Annotated in this window: 15 protein-coding genes and 1 pseudogene; 6 read left to right on the plus strand and 10 right to left on the minus strand. The window is 67.3% G+C overall.

What is annotated here, in order from left to right; genetic code table 11:
- Nucleotides 1-218 precede the first annotated feature (218 nt).
- Nucleotides 219-1,469, plus strand: a pseudogene (locus ON40_RS54910) (YibE/F family protein); the annotation flags it as partial.
- Nucleotides 1,470-2,327: 858 nt separating this feature from the next.
- On the opposite strand, the gene ON40_RS32090 reads toward ON40_RS54910, so the two are convergent.
- Both ON40_RS32090 and ON40_RS32095 read right to left on the minus strand, forming a co-directional pair.
- On the minus strand, nucleotides 2,328-3,725 hold the full coding sequence (locus ON40_RS32090; protein WP_063713133.1) for a DUF7159 family protein: 1,398 nt from the start codon (nucleotides 3,723-3,725) through the stop codon (nucleotides 2,328-2,330).
- 130 nt (nucleotides 3,726-3,855) lie between these two features.
- Nucleotides 3,856-5,178: a UDP-glucose dehydrogenase family protein gene (locus tag ON40_RS32095; protein WP_040828833.1), complete on the minus strand. Its 1,323-nt coding sequence runs from the start codon at nucleotides 5,176-5,178 to the stop codon at nucleotides 3,856-3,858.
- A gap of 280 nt (nucleotides 5,179-5,458) precedes the next feature.
- Between ON40_RS32095 and ON40_RS54915 the strand changes: the two genes are divergently transcribed.
- From ON40_RS54915 to ON40_RS32110, 3 genes are all read left to right on the plus strand, one after another.
- A complete protein-coding gene (locus tag ON40_RS54915; RefSeq protein WP_051193833.1) occupies nucleotides 5,459-6,490 on the plus strand; it encodes a protease pro-enzyme activation domain-containing protein in 1,032 nt (343 codons plus the stop codon).
- The gene (locus ON40_RS32105; protein ID WP_051193835.1) at nucleotides 6,439-6,987 is read left to right on the plus strand and encodes a YdcF family protein; all 549 of its coding nucleotides are present in this window, start codon (nucleotides 6,439-6,441) and stop codon (nucleotides 6,985-6,987) included. Before ON40_RS54915 ends, ON40_RS32105 begins: the two co-directional genes overlap by 52 nt.
- Before the next feature lie 129 nt (nucleotides 6,988-7,116).
- Nucleotides 7,117-8,757, plus strand: a complete 1,641-nt coding sequence (locus ON40_RS32110) for a purine-cytosine permease family protein (RefSeq protein ID WP_051193837.1) — start codon at nucleotides 7,117-7,119, stop codon at nucleotides 8,755-8,757.
- Between the two features lie 84 nt (nucleotides 8,758-8,841).
- Here ON40_RS32110 and dcd read toward each other — a convergent pair whose 3' ends face one another.
- From dcd to ON40_RS32150, 8 genes are all read right to left on the minus strand, one after another.
- Nucleotides 8,842-9,417, minus strand: coding sequence for a dCTP deaminase (gene dcd / locus ON40_RS32115; protein WP_040828835.1), 576 nt, complete (start codon nucleotides 9,415-9,417; stop codon nucleotides 8,842-8,844).
- A 135-nt stretch (nucleotides 9,418-9,552) separates the two neighbouring features.
- Entirely contained in the window at nucleotides 9,553-10,329 is a 777-nt protein-coding gene (locus ON40_RS32120; RefSeq protein WP_040828837.1) for a MerR family transcriptional regulator, read from the minus strand.
- A gap of 84 nt (nucleotides 10,330-10,413) precedes the next feature.
- A complete protein-coding gene (locus ON40_RS32125) occupies nucleotides 10,414-11,928 on the minus strand; it encodes a flavin-containing monooxygenase (RefSeq protein ID WP_040828838.1) in 1,515 nt (504 codons plus the stop codon).
- A 10-nt stretch (nucleotides 11,929-11,938) separates the two neighbouring features.
- Nucleotides 11,939-12,859, minus strand: a complete 921-nt coding sequence (locus tag ON40_RS32130) for a ferritin family protein (RefSeq protein ID WP_040828840.1) — start codon at nucleotides 12,857-12,859, stop codon at nucleotides 11,939-11,941.
- Between the two features lies 1 nt (nucleotide 12,860).
- Nucleotides 12,861-13,769 (minus strand): SDR family NAD(P)-dependent oxidoreductase, encoded by a 909-nt coding sequence (locus ON40_RS32135; protein ID WP_051193839.1) that lies wholly within the window; start codon nucleotides 13,767-13,769, stop codon nucleotides 12,861-12,863.
- A gap of 2 nt (nucleotides 13,770-13,771) precedes the next feature.
- Nucleotides 13,772-14,764: an alpha/beta hydrolase gene (locus ON40_RS32140; protein WP_051193841.1), complete on the minus strand. Its 993-nt coding sequence runs from the start codon at nucleotides 14,762-14,764 to the stop codon at nucleotides 13,772-13,774.
- A 281-nt stretch (nucleotides 14,765-15,045) separates the two neighbouring features.
- Nucleotides 15,046-16,038, minus strand: a complete 993-nt coding sequence (locus ON40_RS32145) for a ketopantoate reductase family protein (protein WP_040828841.1) — start codon at nucleotides 16,036-16,038, stop codon at nucleotides 15,046-15,048.
- Between the two features lie 78 nt (nucleotides 16,039-16,116).
- On the minus strand, nucleotides 16,117-16,662 hold the full coding sequence (locus ON40_RS32150; RefSeq protein WP_157186497.1) for an SLATT domain-containing protein: 546 nt from the start codon (nucleotides 16,660-16,662) through the stop codon (nucleotides 16,117-16,119).
- Nucleotides 16,663-16,809: 147 nt separating this feature from the next.
- Here ON40_RS32150 and ON40_RS32155 point away from each other — a divergent pair, with 147 nt between their 5' ends.
- Together ON40_RS32155 and ON40_RS32160 are read left to right on the plus strand one after the other, a co-directional pair.
- On the plus strand, nucleotides 16,810-17,190 hold the full coding sequence (locus ON40_RS32155) for a hypothetical protein (protein ID WP_040828843.1): 381 nt from the start codon (nucleotides 16,810-16,812) through the stop codon (nucleotides 17,188-17,190).
- 69 nt (nucleotides 17,191-17,259) lie between these two features.
- On the plus strand, nucleotides 17,260-18,072 hold the full coding sequence (locus ON40_RS32160) for a hypothetical protein (RefSeq protein ID WP_040828844.1): 813 nt from the start codon (nucleotides 17,260-17,262) through the stop codon (nucleotides 18,070-18,072).
- The last annotated feature ends 25 nt before the right edge of the window (nucleotides 18,073-18,097 follow it).

The following is an 18,097-nucleotide window of genomic DNA, read 5'->3' on the forward strand; positions in this document are numbered from 1 at the left end:
TACCCCCCTGGGCCGCTCGGCCCCGGGTTCAGCCGCCTACCCCCCTGGGCCGCTGAGACCCCGGGCGGCGGAGACATCCCCCTGCTCTCCGCCGCCCCTCCCACACTCTTCGCATTTCGCCGGATTCGCTTGGTACGTCCGGGTTTTCGACGCGTCCGCCGGGAAAGCTCCGAAGCACTGCCAGTGCCGGTCGCGGTCCCATCCTTTACGCTCGCCCGGTGAGCGACCACCATCATCACCACGACCACTCCGGTCCGATCGCGATCGGGGCCACCGCGGCCCGGATCGTCGTCGGGCTGTTGACCGGCATCGGCGTGCTCGTGGTGATCGGCGCGGTGGTGCTGTGGCCGAGTCATCAGCACATCGATATTCCACTGCCGATGCAGAACGGCGGCGGCGGCGCGGTGCAGACCGAAGCCGGCACGGTGACCAAGCAGGACACCGGCCCCTGCGGCAGCCAGTCGAACGGCAAGGTGTTCGCCGAAACCCCGCAACCGCCGCCCAACAACAGTTACGTCTGCGCGCGCAGCCTGGTCGCCATCGAATCCGGACCGGCCACAGGTCATCACACCCTGCTGGAGATCGCACCCGGTCCCGGCCAGCCCGTCCTGCATCAGGGCGATCACATCCGGGTCCTGCGGCAGAACGATCCCACCGGACAGCCCAACTACTCCTTCGAGGACTACTCCCGCGGCTTCCCGCTGACGCTGGTCGTACTGATCTTCGCTCTGGTGGTCGTCGTGGTGGCGCGCTGGCGCGGATTGCGCGCGGTGATCGGGCTGGTATTCGCCTTCGTCGTGCTGATCATGTTCATGTTGCCCGCGCTACTGGACGGCAAACCCGCACTTCCGGTCGCGGTGGTGGCGGGGGCGATCATCCTCTACGCGGTGCTGTATCTGGCGCACGGGGTGAATCTGCGTACCAGTTCGGCGCTGCTGGGCACGTTGAGCGCGATGGTCTTGGCGACCGTATTGTCCTGGGCGGCATTGAAGATCACCCATGTGACCGGGTTGTCCCAGGAGGACAACACCAACGTCGCCACCTACGTGCAGCACGTGAGTATCACCGGACTGCTGTTGGCGGGGTTCATCATCGGCTCGCTCGGTGTGCTCAACGACGTCACCATCACCCAGGCCTCGGCGGCCTTCGAACTCGCCGCGATCGACGAGAAGGCCACGCGCCGAGAGGTTTTCGCCGCCGCCATGCGGGTGGGCCGGGACCATATCGCCAGTACCGTGTACACGCTGGTGCTCGCCTACGCCGGCGGTGCGCTGCCGCTGCTGCTGATGTTCTCGGTGGCGGGGCGCTCGCTGAGTGATGTGATCACCGGCGATTCGGTGGCCATCGAGATCGTGCGATCCGCCGTGGGCGGCATCTGCCTGGCGTTGGCGGTGCCGCTGACCACGGTCATCGCGGTCCTGCTGGCCCGGCCGTTCTCGCTGAAATCCGAACCCGAACCCCCGCGCCGGCGCACTCGGCCCGCGAAGGCCGTCGCGGGTGAACGGCCGACGCGTCGCGGACAGGACGCCCGGCCGCGGCGACGCGCGGTCGAACCGCAGCGACGTGCCGAGGCCGAAGCCGATTCGGACGACGAGGACTATCTGCACAGTCTCTCGCAGGAGGAGTACCGGCCCACGCGGCCGGGCCGGACCGCGACGCGGCGACGTCCCGAGACCGATTCCGCGAGCAGCGGTTCCGCGGCGACCGAACAGCCGCCCGAGGAGTACGCGAACCGCGCCGAGGAGTCATATCCGCGCCGCCGGGCGAGCAGTCCGGCCGCGAATCAACAACCTAGCGAGCCGTATTCGGGCGAGCAGCCCGCCGCGCCCCGCCGACGTCTGAGCGCGGAACCGCCGCACACCGGTTCACAACCCTCTGTGCAGCGCCCCGACCCGTACGCGAACCAGTGGCCGAACCAGGCCGAACCCGGCTATTCCGCACCCGACGCGACAGCCGATCCCCGGTCCCGCCGGAGCCGCCTGTCCGCCGAACCGTCGCCGGACTACGACACGAACCCCACCTACGACACCGGCGCGAACTCCTCCCCCGACTGGTTCGCCGACGCCGCGCCGAACCGCCATTCCGGCCAGGCGTACCCCGACCCCTGGCCCGCCGCCGACCCCTACGCGAGCGACACCTACTCGAATCAATGGTCCGGCGAACAGTATCCGGGCGAATCCCCCGACTACCCGCCGCAACCCAGACCGCGACTGTCCGGCCGACCCGAGAACACCGACACGTCGGGCCGCCACTACCGAAGAGACTGGTCCGCAAACGAATACGACGAATGACCACCGACGGTGCCTCCGCGCACGGATCCGGCCGGTTCAGTGATGCGGAGCCGGAGGCAGCAACGGGGGGATGGTCGGTACCACGATGGCAGGCAGTCCGGGTACGACGATGATCGTATTCGGTCCGGGACGGGTGGGAGCGGGGGATTCCGAACGCGGGTGATACTCCGGCGGCGGGGCCACCGAGGCATTGGTGGAATCGGCGGGTGGCGGGGTGACCGTCGTGCTGGGTGCGGAAGTGTGCGGGATGCTGGTCGGCACCGCGCTCCGGGTCGATTTCGTACTCTGCGAATCGCCCTGCAGCACTTGCGGACCCCAGCCCAGGGCCAGACCCAGCGCCGCGACCACGACCAGTGCGCCGACCGCGACTCCCGCCACGCTCAGATCGCGTAGCCCGCGCGGCGCGCTGATCCCGCCCGACGCGAATTCGCCCGCGACGGACCGTGTTCCCCGGCCGCCGAACATCATCCGCCGCTTCCCGCGACGCGATCGGCCGCGACCACCGAGCACCGACCGGTCGGGTCGCACCACCGGCAGTATCTCGGTCTCGGCCTCGAAGGCCGCGCGCGCCTGTGCGACGGCCCGCGACGGACGGGCCAGCAGCGCAGCACCGCGGGCGATCACCGTCTCCGGATGCGCCGGCGCCAGCACCGGAACCCGCAGCCACCGTTCCAGAACCTTTGCCACCTGCGGAATCTGCGCGCAACCGCCGATCGCGACGACGGCCTGCACCGACCGTTCGGACCGGGTGATCACATCGCGCGTCATCCGGGCCGAGGACTCCACGGCCAGCATGATCAGCGCGTCGAAGTTCTCCTGCGACAACAGCACCAGCCCGTATTCGGACGGCAGGGCGACCGCGGTGCTGCCGGTCAACTGTTCCTTGGCCGAGCGGCACAGTTGATCGAGCAGTTCGAGCCCCTCGGGATCGGGCGGATGCGCGATGCGGCCGGACGCGATCTGCTGTTCGCGGATCAGCGAATCCAGATAGTCGCCGCTGATATCGCTGGTGCGCTCGCTGTGGTGGATCTGGCGGGTGACGATATCGACCACGCTGACCGACAGGCCCGCACCGCCCAGATCGTAGAGCGCGATCGTGGTCATCCCCTGCAATTCGCCACTGGCCTGCAGGAATTCGACCGCCGCCGCGACCTCGGGCACCAGTTCGTAATTGATGACCTGCCGACGTGCGAGGGCCGCGCGCACCGCCCGCGCATGCGGTTCGCTGCGATAGGCGATCGCGGTGGCGCCGATGTCCGGACCGAGTGCGGCGAGGATCGCCTCGACGGCGGCATCCTCCACGGGCTGCTCCCCCACCGCGGCGACCCGCATATCGAAACGGTCCGGTGCGAATTGTTCGGCGGAATTACCGGGCTGGGGACGCGCAACGCGAATGGCGCTCGCCCCCACCGATATTCCCAATACCGAACTCATCTGCTGCCCATCTCGTCTCACACTGCACGACGTGCGCGCGGGCCGCTACGCAAGCTGGGTTCTACGCGAGATCCAGCCGTTGTCACTCACGTCCGCGGTACGGGCCACTGTACCTTGCCCCGCTACCAGACTACGGTGTGCCGAGTCCGGCGTACACCCATCCGGCCTCGCGCCACCTGGCGCGTTCGAGACAGTTGCGGCCGTCGATGATCGACCGCGAACGCACCACCGGATTCAGATCCTCGGGACGCAATGCGGTGAATTCCTTCCATTCTGTAAGCACCAACACCACATCCGCGCGATCGCAGGCATCCGCGACGGAGGTCGCATAATTCAGCGTCGGAAATACCCGCCGCGAATTCTCCAGAGCCTTGGGATCGTAGACGCTCACCACCGCGCCGTGCAGTTGAATCATTCCGGCGACATTGAGTGCGGGTGAATCGCGAACATCGTCGGATTCGGGTTTGAACGCCGCGCCGAGGACGGCCACGTTCGCCCCGAGCAAAGAGCCGCCGCACGCCTTCGCGGCCATGTCGACCACCTTGGTCCGGCGGCGCATGTTGATGTTGTCGACCTCGCGCAGGAACGCCACCGCGTGATCGGCGCCGAGTTCACCGGCGCGGGCCATGAACGCGCGAATGTCCTTGGGCAGGCAGCCACCGCCGAATCCCAAGCCCGCGTTGAGGAATCGGCGTCCGATGCGGGCGTCGTAACCCAGCGCGTCGGCCAGGACCGTGACGTCCGCGCCGGTCGCCTCGCACACCTCCGAGACCGCGTTGATGAACGAGATCTTGGTCGCCAGAAAGGCATTCGCCGAGACCTTCACCAATTCCGCTGTGGCCAAGTCGGTCTGCAGGAACGGAACCTGTGCCTCGAGCAGCTCCGCGTAGATCTCCCGGACCAGTCCGGCGACCCAGTCGGCCCGCTCGCGCGCGGAGTCCAGGCCGAGCACCAGCCGGTCCGGACGCAGGGTGTCCTGGACGGCGAAACCCTCGCGCAGGAATTCCGGATTCCACGCGACCTCTACCTCGGCCGTCGCGGCGGCCCGAGCGCGCGCGCCCAGTTCGGCCGCGGTGCCCACCGGGACGGTGGATTTGCCGATGATCACCGAGGGCCGCTCGATCAGCGGGACGAGCGAATCGATCACGGCGTGAACATATTTCAGATCCGCGGCGTATTCGCCCTTCTTCTGCGGGGTGCCCACGCCGAGGAAGTGCACGTCGGCGTGATCGGCCGCCTCGGGATACGAGGTGGTGAAGCGCAGCCGCCCGGCATCGAGGTTGCGGCGCAGCACCTCCTCGAGGCCCGGCTCGTAGAAGGGCGTCACCCCGTCGGAGAGCTTGGCGACCTTACCCGGGTCGACGTCGACGCCGACCACGTCGTGGCCCAGCTCGGCCATGCACGCGGCATGGGTGGCCCCCAGATACCCAGTCCCGAAAACCGTGAGACGCATATTCCATTGGTAAGCGCCCGTCGTGGCCGTGCCGCGTCGCCGAGGCAAGTGCTCGGGCAACATCAGATGTACAGGCGGAAACCCCTAGCTCACCGCCATCCTCACCGGAGCCCGGGTGGACACCGGAGCGCAACCCGCCCGAAACAACCACTCCGAACCCGGACCCCGCGATCCGGGTCGCGCAGATCGCCGGTTGCGCTACGCTGGAGCCCTGTCGCGAGGGGGGGAGACCGAAAATGACAGCACTCCTTCGCATTTCGTGTGAACGGAGAATCTGCCGATGTCCGATGCCGCCACCGCTGCACTCCCCGGGAGTGCGCGCACCGCACTCACCGGAGTCGAAACTCTCGGTCCGGTCGATCCGGCCGCGACCGTCGAATTCACGGTGGTACTGCGCCGCCGCGCCGAACTGCCCGCGGATCTGATCGCCGGACCGCGCGCCGTCTCGGTTCAGGAGTTCACGCAGCAGTACGGCGCGGATCCGGCCGATCTGGAACTGGTCGTCTCGTCGCTGGAATCGGCCGGGGCCACGATCCTGGAGCAGCATCCCGGATCGCGCCGGGTGCGGGCGAGCGCACCGGTGTCGGTGGCGCAGAACGTGTTCGGTACCGAACTGGTCAGGGTGAACTCGGCGCATCCGGTCGGCGGCGAGCAGGTCGAACATCGGATGCGCACCGGTGAACTGTCCACCCCCGCAGCGCTGGCGGGCGTCGTCATCGCGGTGCTCGGCCTGGACGACCGCCCGCAGGTCGGAGTTCATCTACGCGCCGCCGCGGCGAATCCGGCGCAGCGACAGACCTACACCCCGCCCCAGCTCGCCGACATCTACCACTTCCCGCAGGCCAGCGGCACGCAGCAGCGCGCGGCCATCCTCGAATTCGGCGGCGGCTACGCCGAGGCGGATCTCACGGCGTACTTCACCGAACTGGGTATCGAAGCGCCCAAGGTGAGGCCGTTGCTGCCCTCGGTGATATCGCGGAAGCCGGGTGCGACCTGCCCGGCGGCGACGCCGCGGTACAGCGCGGGCTGGAGCAGGCCGACGCGGGTCTGCAACAGTTCGGCGATCCGGCAGAACAGACCTGCCCACAGCGGCGCGGCGGCACTCGTCCCGCCGATCGACGCATCGCTGCCTGTACCGCGCGGGCGCGGGCTGGGACGCGTGCACCGGCCTGGGCGTCCCACACGGCGAGGAACTGCTGGAAGTCGTGCGGCAGTACCTGATCTACGGAGCCGACCGACCGCGCTGGCTACGATCGGCGGATGGCACAGCGCCGCGGCAGAACGAGAGCGAAGTGGGCTGCGCTCGTCGTGATCGTCCTGCTCGTGGTCGCGGTGACCGCGCTGTGGCCGGTATACGTTCGGCCGCAGGTCGATTCGCCCGCGCCCGCGGATGCGATCCTGGTGCTCGGCGGTGCGCACGACGGACGCGAGGAGCTGGGGTTGCGGCTGGCGCGGGAGGGTTACGCACCGCGCGTGCTGTTCTCCGATCCTTACGAGCACAGCCCGCTGATGAACCGGATCTGTCACGGCGGATACCGGGTCGAGGTGGACTGCTTCGACCCTGATCCGCGCACCACGCTCGGGGAGGGACGCGCGCTGGCCGAACGGGCGCGGGCGGGGCACTGGCGGCGGGTGATCGTGGTGACGTTCACCCCGCACGTCTCGCGGGCCCGCTATGTGCTCGGAAAGTGCTGGAGCGGAGAGATTCTCATGGTCGACGCGCATCCGCCCGTCTCGTTCCGGCGCTGGGCGTACAACTTCCTCTATCAATCGGTCGGCTATGTGAAAGCCGTCACCGAACAGTGCTGAGCCCTGCCGAATTCGCCGCCGAGGATGTGAAGTAACGCATCCGTAACGGCCCGGCAAACGCGGCTGCACATTCGCGAACCACCCTCGGCCCAGAGCCTGTTCACGCGGGCCGAGATAGAGGGAGTTCACGTGGTCGACGTCCACGATCGCCGGGTGCAAGCCACCGCGACGAAGGAAACACTGGAAGACTACACGTTACGGTTCGCGCCGCGCAGCTATCGAAAATGGAGTCCGGCGGTGGTCGGCGTCTCGGCCCTGGGCGGCATCGCCTACCTGGCCGATTTCTCCATCGGAGCCAATGTCGGCATCGCGAACGGCACCGGGAACGCCCTGCTGGGCATCGGCATCTTCGCGGTCGTCATCATGCTGACCGGATTTCCGCTGGCCTACTATGCCGCGCGCTACAACATCGATCTGGATCTGATCACCCGCGGCAGCGGATTCGGATACTACGGGTCGGTGATCACCAATCTGGTGTTCGCGTCGTTCACGTTCATCTTCTTCGCCACCGAGGGTTCGATCATGGCGCAGGGATTGCAACTGGGACTGCACATTCCGCTGTGGCTGGGCTATCTGGCGTCCACGCTGCTGATCTTCCCGCTGGTGATCTACGGGATGAACACCCTGGCCAAACTTCAGGTGTGGACGACGCCGCTGTGGCTGCTGCTGATGGTGCTGCCGTTCGTGTTCCTGCTGGTGCGGCACCCGGACTCGGTGCGCAGCTTCTTCGCCTACGGCGGTAAGGACGGTGGCGGCGTGAGCCTGACGGGCGCGCTGCTCGCCGCGGGCGTATGCCTGTCGCTGATCGCGCAGATCGCCGAGCAGATCGATTATCTGCGCTTCATGCCGCCGAAAACCCCTGAGAACAAACGCAAATGGTGGGGCTGGATGTTGCTGGCCGGACCGGGCTGGGTGATCTTCGGTGCGGTCAAACAGGTCGTCGGCCTGTTCCTCGCGGTCTATCTGATCGCGAATCTTCCTGGCGCACAATCGATCGCCAATCAGCCGGTGCATCAGTTCCTGGAGATCTACCGCGATATGGTGCCGGGCTGGCTGGCCATGACGCTGGCGGTGGTGCTCGTGGTGATCAGCCAGATCAAAATCAATGTGACCAATGCGTATTCGGGTTCGCTGGCGTGGACGAACTCCTTCACCCGCGTCACCAAGACCTATCCGGGACGACTGGTCTTCCTCGGCGTCAATCTGGCGATCGCGCTGATTCTCATGGAAGCCAACATGTTCGACTTCCTGAACAATATCCTCGGCTTCTACGCCAACTGCGGTATCGCCTGGATCGTCACCGTCGCAACGGATATCGCGGTCAACAAGTATCTGCTGAAGATCTCGCCGAAGCAGCCGGAATTCCGGCGCGGCATGCTGTACAACTTCAACCCGGTCGGACTCGTCGGATTCGGCGCCGCGGCGGTGCTGTCCATTCTGACGTTCTTCGGCGCGTTCGGGGAAACCCTGAAGCCGTACTCGCCGATCGTCGCGGTGGTGCTGGCCTTCGTCCTGACCCCGCTCACCGCCGTGCTCACCAAGGGCCGCTACTACCTGCGCCGCACCGACGACGGCATCGACCTGCCGATGTTCGACGAACACGGCAACCCGTCCGGCGAAACCCTCACCTGCCACGTCACCGGCGTCGACTTCGAACGCCCCGACATGATCGCCTCCGCGATCCCCGGCCCCGAGGGCGAAATCCAGTACATCAGCTCCTTGGCGCTGTCCACGGACAAGTCCGGCGAACACGTCCTGCCTGGTCACTGAGTTGTCAACACCGGACGCACCCCGTACACGGAGCCGCCTCGCGCGGACTGTGGACGGGGTGCGTCTGCGTGTGCGAGCGGAGGCTCAGGGCTTGGGCAGGGGGAAGTTCAGATAGGCCCGGGACGGTGTGGGGCCGCGCTGGCCCTGGTACTTGGAACCGGCCGCGCTGCTGCCGTAGGGGTTCTCCGCGGGGCTGGTCAGGCGCAGCAGGCAGAGCTGGCCGATCTTCATCCCGGGCCACAGCGTGATCGGAAGATTCGCGACGTTGGACAGCTCGAGGGTGATGTGGCCGGAGAATCCGGGATCGATGAATCCGGCCGTGGAGTGGGTGAGCAGGCCCAATCGGCCCAGACTCGACTTACCCTCGAGCCGCCCGGCCAGATCGTCCGGCAGGGTGCACACCTCGAGTGTCGAGCCCAGCACGAATTCGCCGGGATGCAGGACGAACGGCTCCCCCTCGGTCGGCTCGACCAGGCTGGTCAGCTCGTCCTGGCGCTGCGCCGGATCGATATGGGTGTAGCGAGTGTTGTTGAACACCCGGAACATCCGGTCCAGCCGCACGTCGATACTCGACGGCTGCACCAGCCTCTCCTCGAACGGCTCCAGCCCGAGCCGCCCACTGGCCAGCTCGGCACGAATGTCGCGATCGGAAAGCAGCACGCAGGAATCCTAGTCACGTGGTCTGCGGGGTGAGTGCGACGGGGACCGGGCGGCCCGTCGAGCTGCGGTGACGCCTGTACCGCCGACGCGTCGAGCCGCCTGCCGGGACCAACCACAGGACCCCCGCCGGCCGGTTCACTTGCCGTGCTGCGACACCGTCCCGTGCCGCAGCGCCGCCGTCGCCAGATAGTCGCCGAGTTCGCTGCGCAGCACCCGGTCCAGGGATTGGGCCAGGCTGGTGTGCACCGCGGTGACGCCCAGTTCGCGCAGGTGGTTGAGCATCTGGGTGGTCTCGGCGATCTCCTCGTTGCTCTCGGGCAGCCACCCGGGGCCGTGTTCGGCGACCAGGTGGTCCTTGGCCGCGGTGACCATGAGTTCGGCGATATCGTCGACCCGGCTGATCACCGCCGAGTACAGATCCAGCAGCCGGCGCAGGCCGATACCGTATCCGTGCAGTTCGGCGAAGGTGGTGAGCAATTCGGGTTCGGTGAACTCGACGGTCTCCTCGTGCAGGCGGACCAGGCCCAGTTCGCTCAGCCGGGCCAGCAGATCCGGATCGGGCATGCCGGTGTCCTGCTCACCGAGCACGGTGGCGACGAGTTCGCGCGGCACCTCGAGCGTCTCGCCCTTGCCCCAGGTCGCGGTCACCGCATGTTGCAGGCCGAGGATCTCGGTCAGATCCTTGCCGGTCTCCCAGCTGGTGATGAAATCCGCGATGTGCGCGGTGGTGAAACCGCGTTGCAGCAGCGCATCGATGATCTTCAGCCGCTCGAGATGCGATTCGTCGTAGATGAAGGCGCGGCCGCTGCGCTTGCTCGGCACCGGGAGCAGTCCGCGCTCCTGATAGGCGCGCACGTTGCGGGAGGTGGTGCCGGCCGCTCGGGCGAGATCGTCGATGCGGTATTCCGCCATCCGAGGATCTCCATTCCCTTCGCTGCGAGCCGCTCGAGCGCCCGTGCCGCCGGTTGCGGCGCGGGCGTACTACTCGAATCGAGTCTAACCGGTGGCCGTGGTCACCGGCCGCCGCTCGCCGGGCGCGCGCGAGGCCGGTGTCAGCACGAAGTCGTCCGGATCCACCCGCGCCAGCTCCCGCGCGTACTGGGTGCCGAAGCCCGGGTACATGGTGGCGTTGAACCCGTCCTCGGTGAGATACCAACTGCGGCAACCGGAATTCCACGTGGTGCCGGTCAGCCGACGTTGCAGCCGGGCGTTGTAGCTGTCCTGCCGATCCCGGCGCACCTCGAGCGCACGCAGATCCCGATCGAGGATCAGGCCGATGGCATCGGTCAGATAGTCGATCTGGGCCTCCATGTAGACCAGGGCCGAATTGTGCCCGGGACCGGAGTTGGGACCGAAGGTCAGGAACAGATTCGGATATCCCGCCACCGTGACGCTCTTGAATGCGTAAGCGCCCCGGTGCCATTCGTCCGCGAGCACCCGGCCGTCGCGGCCGGTGACCGGTATCGGCGAACCGGTCTTGGACACCTCGAACCCGGTGGCGAACACGATGCAGTCGAAGCGGTGCTCGATCCCCTCGGCGGTGCGGATGCCCTGCGGGCTGATCGCGGCGATCGGCCAGGTCACCAGCGTGCACTTGTCCCGCTGCAACGCCGGATAGTAGTCACTGCTCATCAGCAGGCGTTTGCATCCGGCCCGGAAATCCGGGGTCAGCTGCCGCCGCAGCCACGGATCGCGCACCTGAGTTCGCAAGTGCAGCAGGGCAACCGATTCGACGACCCGGGTCAGCGGGGTATTCCACACCACGCCCAGCGCGACGGACTCGTGTCCCCAGAACCACGCCTCGCGGGCCAGCGACTGGGTGACCGGCAGCTGCCGGTACAGGCGCCTGGTCAGCGCGTTCGTCTCCCGGTTGAGCCGGGGCAGCACCCAGCCGGGCGTGCGCTGGAACACCTTGACCGATCCGGCCCGCTCGACCAGTTCCGGAATCATCTGCACCGCACTGGCGCCCGTGCCGACCACGGCCACCCGTTTCCTGGTGAAGTCGTAGTCGTGATCCCACCGGGCGCTGTGGATCTTGTGCCCCTCGAAGGTCTCGATCCCCTCGATCGCGGGAAGACTGGCATTGGCCAATGGACCCGAGGCGAGAACGACGGTGCGCGCCTCGACCTTTCGGCGTCGATCACTGAAACTCACCGTCCAGGTGCCGCTGGCCTCGTCGTAGTCGACTCCGGTCACGTTGTGGCCGAATCGGATTCGCGGAGCGATCCCGAATTCCCGGACCATGGTATCGATGTACCCGAGAATTTCCGCACTGCCGGAATAGGTCTGCGACCAATTCGGATTGGGCGCGAAACTGTAGGAGTACAACCGCGAGGGGATGTCGCAGGCCGCGCCCGGATAGGTGTTGTCCCGCCAGGTCCCGCCGACCCGGTCACCCCGCTCGAAGACGGCGAAGTTCCCGATCCCCTTCTGCCGCAACCTGATCGCCGTGCCGACACCGGCGAAACCGGCTCCGATGATCGCTACGTCCAGCATCTGTGTCTCGCTCATATCCGTCCGTTCACGCGACCGGCTCGTAGGTCAGTTCCTTCGACCACGTCGGCTGCGGGCGCAGCAGCGCCTTGGGATAGTGCGAGGTCAGCTTCACCATGGCGTCGGCGAACAGGTGGTACGGGTGATCGCGATGCACGACCCAGTTGCTGTGCATCTTGACGAACTGGAACATCGGCAGCCGCCGCACGAACTCGCTGCGCTCGCCCACACTCGCGTACCGGCGCATCGCGCCGTACAGCTTCTCCTCGCTGACGCCCATCGCGACGATGTTGTCGCGCATCTTGTTCAGCAGCGGAATGTAACTCAGCGTGCCGACGATGAGCGAGGGCTTGCACCAGCCGCCGACCATATCGATCGCCAGCTTCCGGACCGGCGCGTGCCCGAGCAGATCCATGACCGCGTAATCGGTTGCCAGATGGCGTGATTCGTCGTTGTTGATCTTCTTGAACACCTCCTGCGCGATCGGATCGGTGACCTCGTCGGTGATGAATTTGATCAGCGCGCCGTCCAGGGCCACCTCGAGCATCGGGATCACGGTGCCCAGGAACGACAGCGACATGCCGTCGGAGTACTTGTCCAGGAAGTCGATCACGAGTTTGACGTTGACGTTCGGCTCCGGAATCTCGTCACCGTCGAGCATGCCCCAGCGCCGCATCAGGGCCAGTTCGGCGTTGGCGTGGCGCTGCTCCTCGGCGTGGAAATACCGGTAGATCTCCTTCAGCGTCTCGGTCGGGGCCTTCTTGGCCATGGCCGCGAAACCGCGTGCGCCGACGTTCTCGATCCACATCAGATCGGCCATGAAGGGCTTCAACCGGGCATGCAGATCAGGTTGGATCAGCTCGGCTCCCGGTGCGTCCCAATCGATATCGGCCAGTGCCCACTGCCGGGACTTGATCTTGGCCAGCATATCGTCGAAGTCGAAGGACATCTCAGACTCCTGTCTTCGTATCGTGTCCGTCCGCCGTCTCGATCGAATGCTGATCGTCGTGCGGCAGAAGATGATTCAGCACGCCCAGGGCGTGTGCGTAGAGGGCCGGGAAGTGCCGCTTGAGATGCCAGATCACCTGGGCGTCCAACTGCGGCACCACGTACAACCGGCCCCGGTCGTTGGCGTCGAGGGTGGTGCGCGCCACCTGCTCCGGGGTGAAACCGGTCCAGCGCATGAGGGTTTCGGCCAGCTGCTGCGAGGCCGCGGTGATGCGGCCGTCCCGGGCGACGTTGGTGCGCACGAAGGTCGGGCACAGCACCGTCACCGCGACGCCGCTACCGGACAGTTCCGCGGCCATCGTCTCCGACAGCGACATGACCGCGGCCTTGGACACGTTGTACGGGCCCATCGAGGGTGCGGCGGCGAATCCGGCCGCCGAGGCGACGTTGATGATGCCGCCGCGTCCGGCCGCGCGCAGCCTCGGGACGAAGATCTCGCTGCCGTGCACCACACCCCACATGTTGATGCCCAGCGCCCACTGCCAGTCCTCGAATCCGATCTCCCCCACGGGTTTTCCGCCGATGCCCACACCCGCGTTGTTGACCACCAGGGTGGGCGGGCCGCCGAAGATCAGCTCGGCGTGCATGGCCAGGCTCTCCACGTCCTCGCGCCGGGAGACGTCGCAGACGACCGCGTGCGCCGCGCTGCCGTGGATCCGCCGGATCATCCGGACCGTCTCCTGCGCACGGCCCTCATCGATGTCGGCGCACACCACTTCGCCACCGCGAGCGGACAATTCGAGGGCGAAGGCGCGGCCGATACCGCTGCCCGCGCCGGTCACCACCGCCTTCGCGGCACGCGAGCGGCGGTCGCCGCCCAGGGCGGCCACCAGATCGTCGAGTATCCACATGTTCAGCTCACCCGTTCCCGAACCGAGTTCTCCGCGAGTGCGGAGCGGACGAATTCCGCGACGCGACGCAGCGCGGGCCCCGCTTCGGGGACCAGCAGCGGCAACGCCTGGAAGACATGAATGCGGCCCGGCCACAGCTCGAGCTCGCAGCGAACCCCTGCCGCGCAAGCCATCTCGTGCAGGTGCCGCGCGTCATCGGACAGCATTTCCTCCGCACCGGCCTGCACGAACAGCGGCGGCAGCGGGGTACCGGGCGCGATGTCCAGTCGCAGTCGCGGCGAGGCCGCGGACTGTCCGCGCGTGTACAGCTCCACGAGCCGACGACCGGCCCGTGCAGGCGCCATCGGATCCGGGCGCCGCCGATCCTGCTGTTCGGCGAGCGTGAGCGTGAGATCCATCAGCGGCGAGAACATGAACGCTCCCGCGGGCTGCACGATGCCCGTGCGATCGTTGTGCAGCAACAGATCCAGCGCGAGATGCCCGCCCGCGGAATCGCCGCCGATCACCAGATCACTTGCTAGGTAACCCTTTTCGAGCAGCCAGCGGTATCCGGCCGCGACGTCCTGGGCCGCCGCCGGGAACCGGTGTTCGGGCGCGAGCCGATAGTCGACGAGAAATACCGGCAGTCCGGTCGCCTTCGACAGCCGCGAGGCCAGCCCGCGGTGGGTGCGCGCCGAGCAGACGACGTACCCGCTGCCGTGGATGTAGTAGATCGCGCGCTCGCCGTGCTCCACTCCTGCGGCCCGCACCCATTCCCCGCGCAGGTCACCGGCGCGAACCTCGACCACCGAGGTCCCCGGCAGGGTCGGCCCGAATGCCGCCATCACCGCCGCGATCAGCCCGCGGCCCGCCCAGATCCCCGCCCGATTGGCCGGCAACAACCCGTTGACCTGCCGCAACCCGGCCACCGAGGCGGCCGCCGCGATCTGCGCCCGCACGGACGCGGACCGCGGCAGCCCGGCGCCAGAGGTCACCGTTGACCCTGTACTCGTCATAGTCAGAGCATCACAGCGAATGTGCCAGTTGTCAATGGCACATTCATTCCCGCCGTTTTCTGCTCCCGACGACCCCACCCGCAGCAGCGACACTCGTCTCCCCCACGGCCGAACGCGTGGCCGAGGCCCTGCGCGGCGCGGTGGCCGACTCACATCGGGAATGCGGCTGCGCGAACACGTTCTGTCCGACGTGCTGGACATCTCCCGAAACACCTTGCGCGAGGCGCTGTTCCAGCTCATCGCCGGTGCCGGAGCACGCGGTGCGGCGACGGACCGCGTGATCAGCCGAGCATCGCGCGCAGTCGGCTCGGCGCGATGTCGCGGGGTTCGCGGCGGTCGCGGGCGTATTCGGTGACCAGGCGCTGGAGTAGATCGTTGATCGGCGTCGGCACCCCGTGCAGCCGTCCGAGCAGGGCGATCTCGCCGTTGAGGTAGTCGACCTCGGACGACCCGGTCACGCGGGCCAGGCTCTGCCACGTCGAGCCGCCGAGCCGGGGCACACCCTCGATCTGCTGCAACTGCATCCGATCACCCTGCACCACTGCACGTTCCGCCTCGTCGGCGTAGGGGATCCCGGCCGCGGCCAGGACCACCTCGCCCTCGGCTCGGGCTCCACTCCACAGGTCCTCGGCCGGTTCGCCGCTGTCGTCCAGCAGGGCCATCAGGGCGTTGCCCAGATTGTTGAGAAGTTTTCCGTACTTCCAGCGCATCACGTCCTCGACGACCGGGGCCAGGAAGGCGCTCGAGGCCAGATGCTTGCCGAATTCACTTATCGTGGAATCACTTCCGTGCGGATAGCGGCCGAGCGTCAGGATGCCGCTCATGGGCGCGGTGTGCGAGACAACCACGCCCGGTTCCAGATGCGTCGCGGGCAGCCACACGCACATCCCGTAGACCGTGCGGAAGATCCGCTGCGCGACCCGTTCGTTCTCCACGCCGTTCTGGGCGCACACCAGCGCGAGCCGGTCCGCGGCGATCCCGCCACCGGCCACCGGCGCGGCGGCCCACTGCGTCAGCGCGGCCACGGTGTCCTGCGCTTTCACCGCGAGTACCAGCACGTCGTCGGCCCGCAACTCGCCGAGTTCGGCGGCATCGGTGACGGCGTGCACCGGCAACGTCTCGGCGCCCTCGACGGTGACCAGCCGCAACCCGCTGCCTCGCAGCGCCGCCAGATGCGCGCCGCGGGCGACCAGCACCACGTCGTTGCCGCCCTGAATCAGCCGCGCGCCGATGACACCGCCGACCGCACCCGCCCCGATGATGATGTATCGCATACCGGCGATGCTATGTGTGATCGGGCTCCGGGGCAGTCCAGGGCACACCGACCGAAGGTTCGCGTACGTCACCGTGGGCTATTCGCCCGAGCCACTCTCGCGTTCATGTGGGGCGGTTTGTGTTCGGCGCAGCGATGTCCACGCCTCGAGATCGTCCTCGAGGACCGCGTTGAGGTTCCCCATGGTTTCGCGGGCGAGCATGCGACGGTCTTCCCCTTCGGCCAGGCGAAGTTCCGTGGTTCGCAGGAGGGCTTGGAGCTGGCCGAGGATCACGCTGCGCTGCACCCACATCTCGCGGTGCCGATACAGCCCGTCCCATGCGGCGAGCACTCCGATCGACGCGGCCAGGCCGGTGCTGGCCAGGCCCAGCCAGGGGGCGTGGAACACCGCCACGGCCGCGCCGACCACGGCGATCAGGCCGTTCGCCACCGCGGTCCACACGACCACGCGTTTGGCCCGGGTCTTCACCACGACGCGGGAGCGGTGGTATTCGTTCCGATAGAACGTCAGGTAGTGGAGGGCGATCGCCATCGGGTCGGCCCCCTCGGGCGGGGAATCGGGGCTGTGCAGCCCGGAGGAGCGAGCTCTGCTCGGCTCGGGGGCGGGCCGACGAAGCTTGAGCATGTATTCCCTGTTCAGAGGAGTGAGACCGTACCATCGGGGTGGTTCAAGGTAGCATGCATGGTTGCATTCGAGTGGCATTCGGGTCTATTCTGATCGAGGAACAGACTCCCGGTGAGGCAGGCTCACCCATCCGAGGTTGTGAGGCCGATGAGCGCACTCGACGAGGTCATTGCCAGCCACGTGGAGACGTCCCGGCTGCCCACCTCCGAGCTCGCGCGTCAGCTCGTCCACAATCTGGGGCCCACGCTCGTCGCGCTGGTCGCCAACGTGCGCGATCGCAAACTGCCGTACAAGTGGTCGCAGACGGACGGGCCGCGCCCCCGCGATGCCGCACTCACCCGCCTGCAGGTGGCCCACCGCTGTTGGAGCATTCTCGCCGCCCCCGAAGGCGCGGATGTGGCCCGAGCATGGTTCATCGGTGCGAATCCGCGTCTGGACGAGGACTCGCCGGCCATTGCGATCCGCGAAGGCCGCTATCGCGAAGTGATCACTGCCGCAGTCGCATTCGTGGACAACTCGGACAACTGACCTGCACTCGGTTTCCCCCCTTCGCTACGATTCCCTGGACAGGACGGCTCGGACGAAGGGGGAATTGTGGTGTCCGTCAGCGATATCCGCTCCAGCGCCAACACCAGCCGCAGGTGCCCCAAAACCGGCCTCGCACTCGTTTCCGCCGCTCGCCGTGAGGTTTTCCGCCTCGCAAAGCCCATCTACGGCCCGCTCGATCCGATCACTCGCGGCGTATCCGCCTTCGAGGACCGCGAGGAATGGAACAGATTCGACGTCGAAGGGCAACGGACCGTCTACGCGGCGAGCACCATGGAAGGCGCCTACGGTGAACTGCTGGCGCCACTGCGACCCAAACTGCCGACAGCGGCCAGCGCGTACTTCGACGACGTGCACCAGGACGACGAGCTCGAATCGCTGATCCGCGAGGAATGGCGAAGCTCCGGATACCGCCCGCCCGGCGAGGTCGACCTGACGTGGCTGGCCGAACTCAAACTCTATCGAATCACCTTGCCCGCCAGAGGCTGGCTCATCGATATCGAAGCCGCAGCGAGCCTTTCGGTCATCAGCACCGCCTACGCTCCCCGGGCTCTCATCGAACGCGGAATCACCGACATCACCGTCGCCGAATTACGCGGCCCCGCGCGCTGGCTCACCACCGCGATCGCGAGCCGCATCTGGCCGGTCACCCTCTACGACGGGACACTGTCCCACGGGGTGATGTACGGATCGCGATATGGCAGCGAATGGAGCTGTTGGGCCGTCTGGCTCCGGCGATCCAAGCGATCGCACCCGAAGGGCCTGGTCACCACCGCCGACAGCGGCACCGAAGTCCTGCAACCGGCACTCAACCCCCCGCTGCAGGCGGTCCTGTCGACCTACGGCCTGACCGGCGCCTGGTAGCGGCTCGCCGCGGCCGAGGAAACGC

This window comes from Nocardia jiangxiensis NBRC 101359, from assembly GCF_000308615.1.
GTDB lineage: Bacteria > Actinomycetota > Actinomycetes > Mycobacteriales > Mycobacteriaceae > Nocardia > Nocardia jiangxiensis.

What these genes read in the sequence shown, in the direction of transcription:
- ON40_RS54915 (WP_051193833.1), top strand. Translation starts at nt 5,459, where the DNA reads ATGTCCGATGCCGCCACCGCTGCACTCCCCGGGAGTGCGCGCACCGCA.
- ON40_RS32145 (WP_040828841.1), bottom strand. Translation starts at nt 16,038, where the DNA reads ATGCGATACATCATCATCGGGGCGGGTGCGGTCGGCGGTGTCATCGGC.
- ON40_RS32150 (WP_157186497.1), bottom strand. Translation starts at nt 16,662, where the DNA reads ATGCTCAAGCTTCGTCGGCCCGCCCCCGAGCCGAGCAGAGCTCGCTCC.
- ON40_RS32155 (WP_040828843.1), top strand. Translation starts at nt 16,810, where the DNA reads ATGAGCGCACTCGACGAGGTCATTGCCAGCCACGTGGAGACGTCCCGG.
- ON40_RS32105 (WP_051193835.1), top strand. Translation starts at nt 6,439, where the DNA reads ATGGCACAGCGCCGCGGCAGAACGAGAGCGAAGTGGGCTGCGCTCGTC.
- ON40_RS32090 (WP_063713133.1), bottom strand. Translation starts at nt 3,725, where the DNA reads ATGAGTTCGGTATTGGGAATATCGGTGGGGGCGAGCGCCATTCGCGTT.
- ON40_RS32135 (WP_051193839.1), bottom strand. Translation starts at nt 13,769, where the DNA reads ATGTGGATACTCGACGATCTGGTGGCCGCCCTGGGCGGCGACCGCCGC.
- ON40_RS32095 (WP_040828833.1), bottom strand. Translation starts at nt 5,178, where the DNA reads ATGCGTCTCACGGTTTTCGGGACTGGGTATCTGGGGGCCACCCATGCC.
- ON40_RS32120 (WP_040828837.1), bottom strand. Translation starts at nt 10,329, where the DNA reads ATGGCGGAATACCGCATCGACGATCTCGCCCGAGCGGCCGGCACCACC.
- ON40_RS32130 (WP_040828840.1), bottom strand. Translation starts at nt 12,859, where the DNA reads ATGTCCTTCGACTTCGACGATATGCTGGCCAAGATCAAGTCCCGGCAG.
- ON40_RS32140 (WP_051193841.1), bottom strand. Translation starts at nt 14,764, where the DNA reads ATGACGAGTACAGGGTCAACGGTGACCTCTGGCGCCGGGCTGCCGCGG.
- ON40_RS32125 (WP_040828838.1), bottom strand. Translation starts at nt 11,928, where the DNA reads ATGAGCGAGACACAGATGCTGGACGTAGCGATCATCGGAGCCGGTTTC.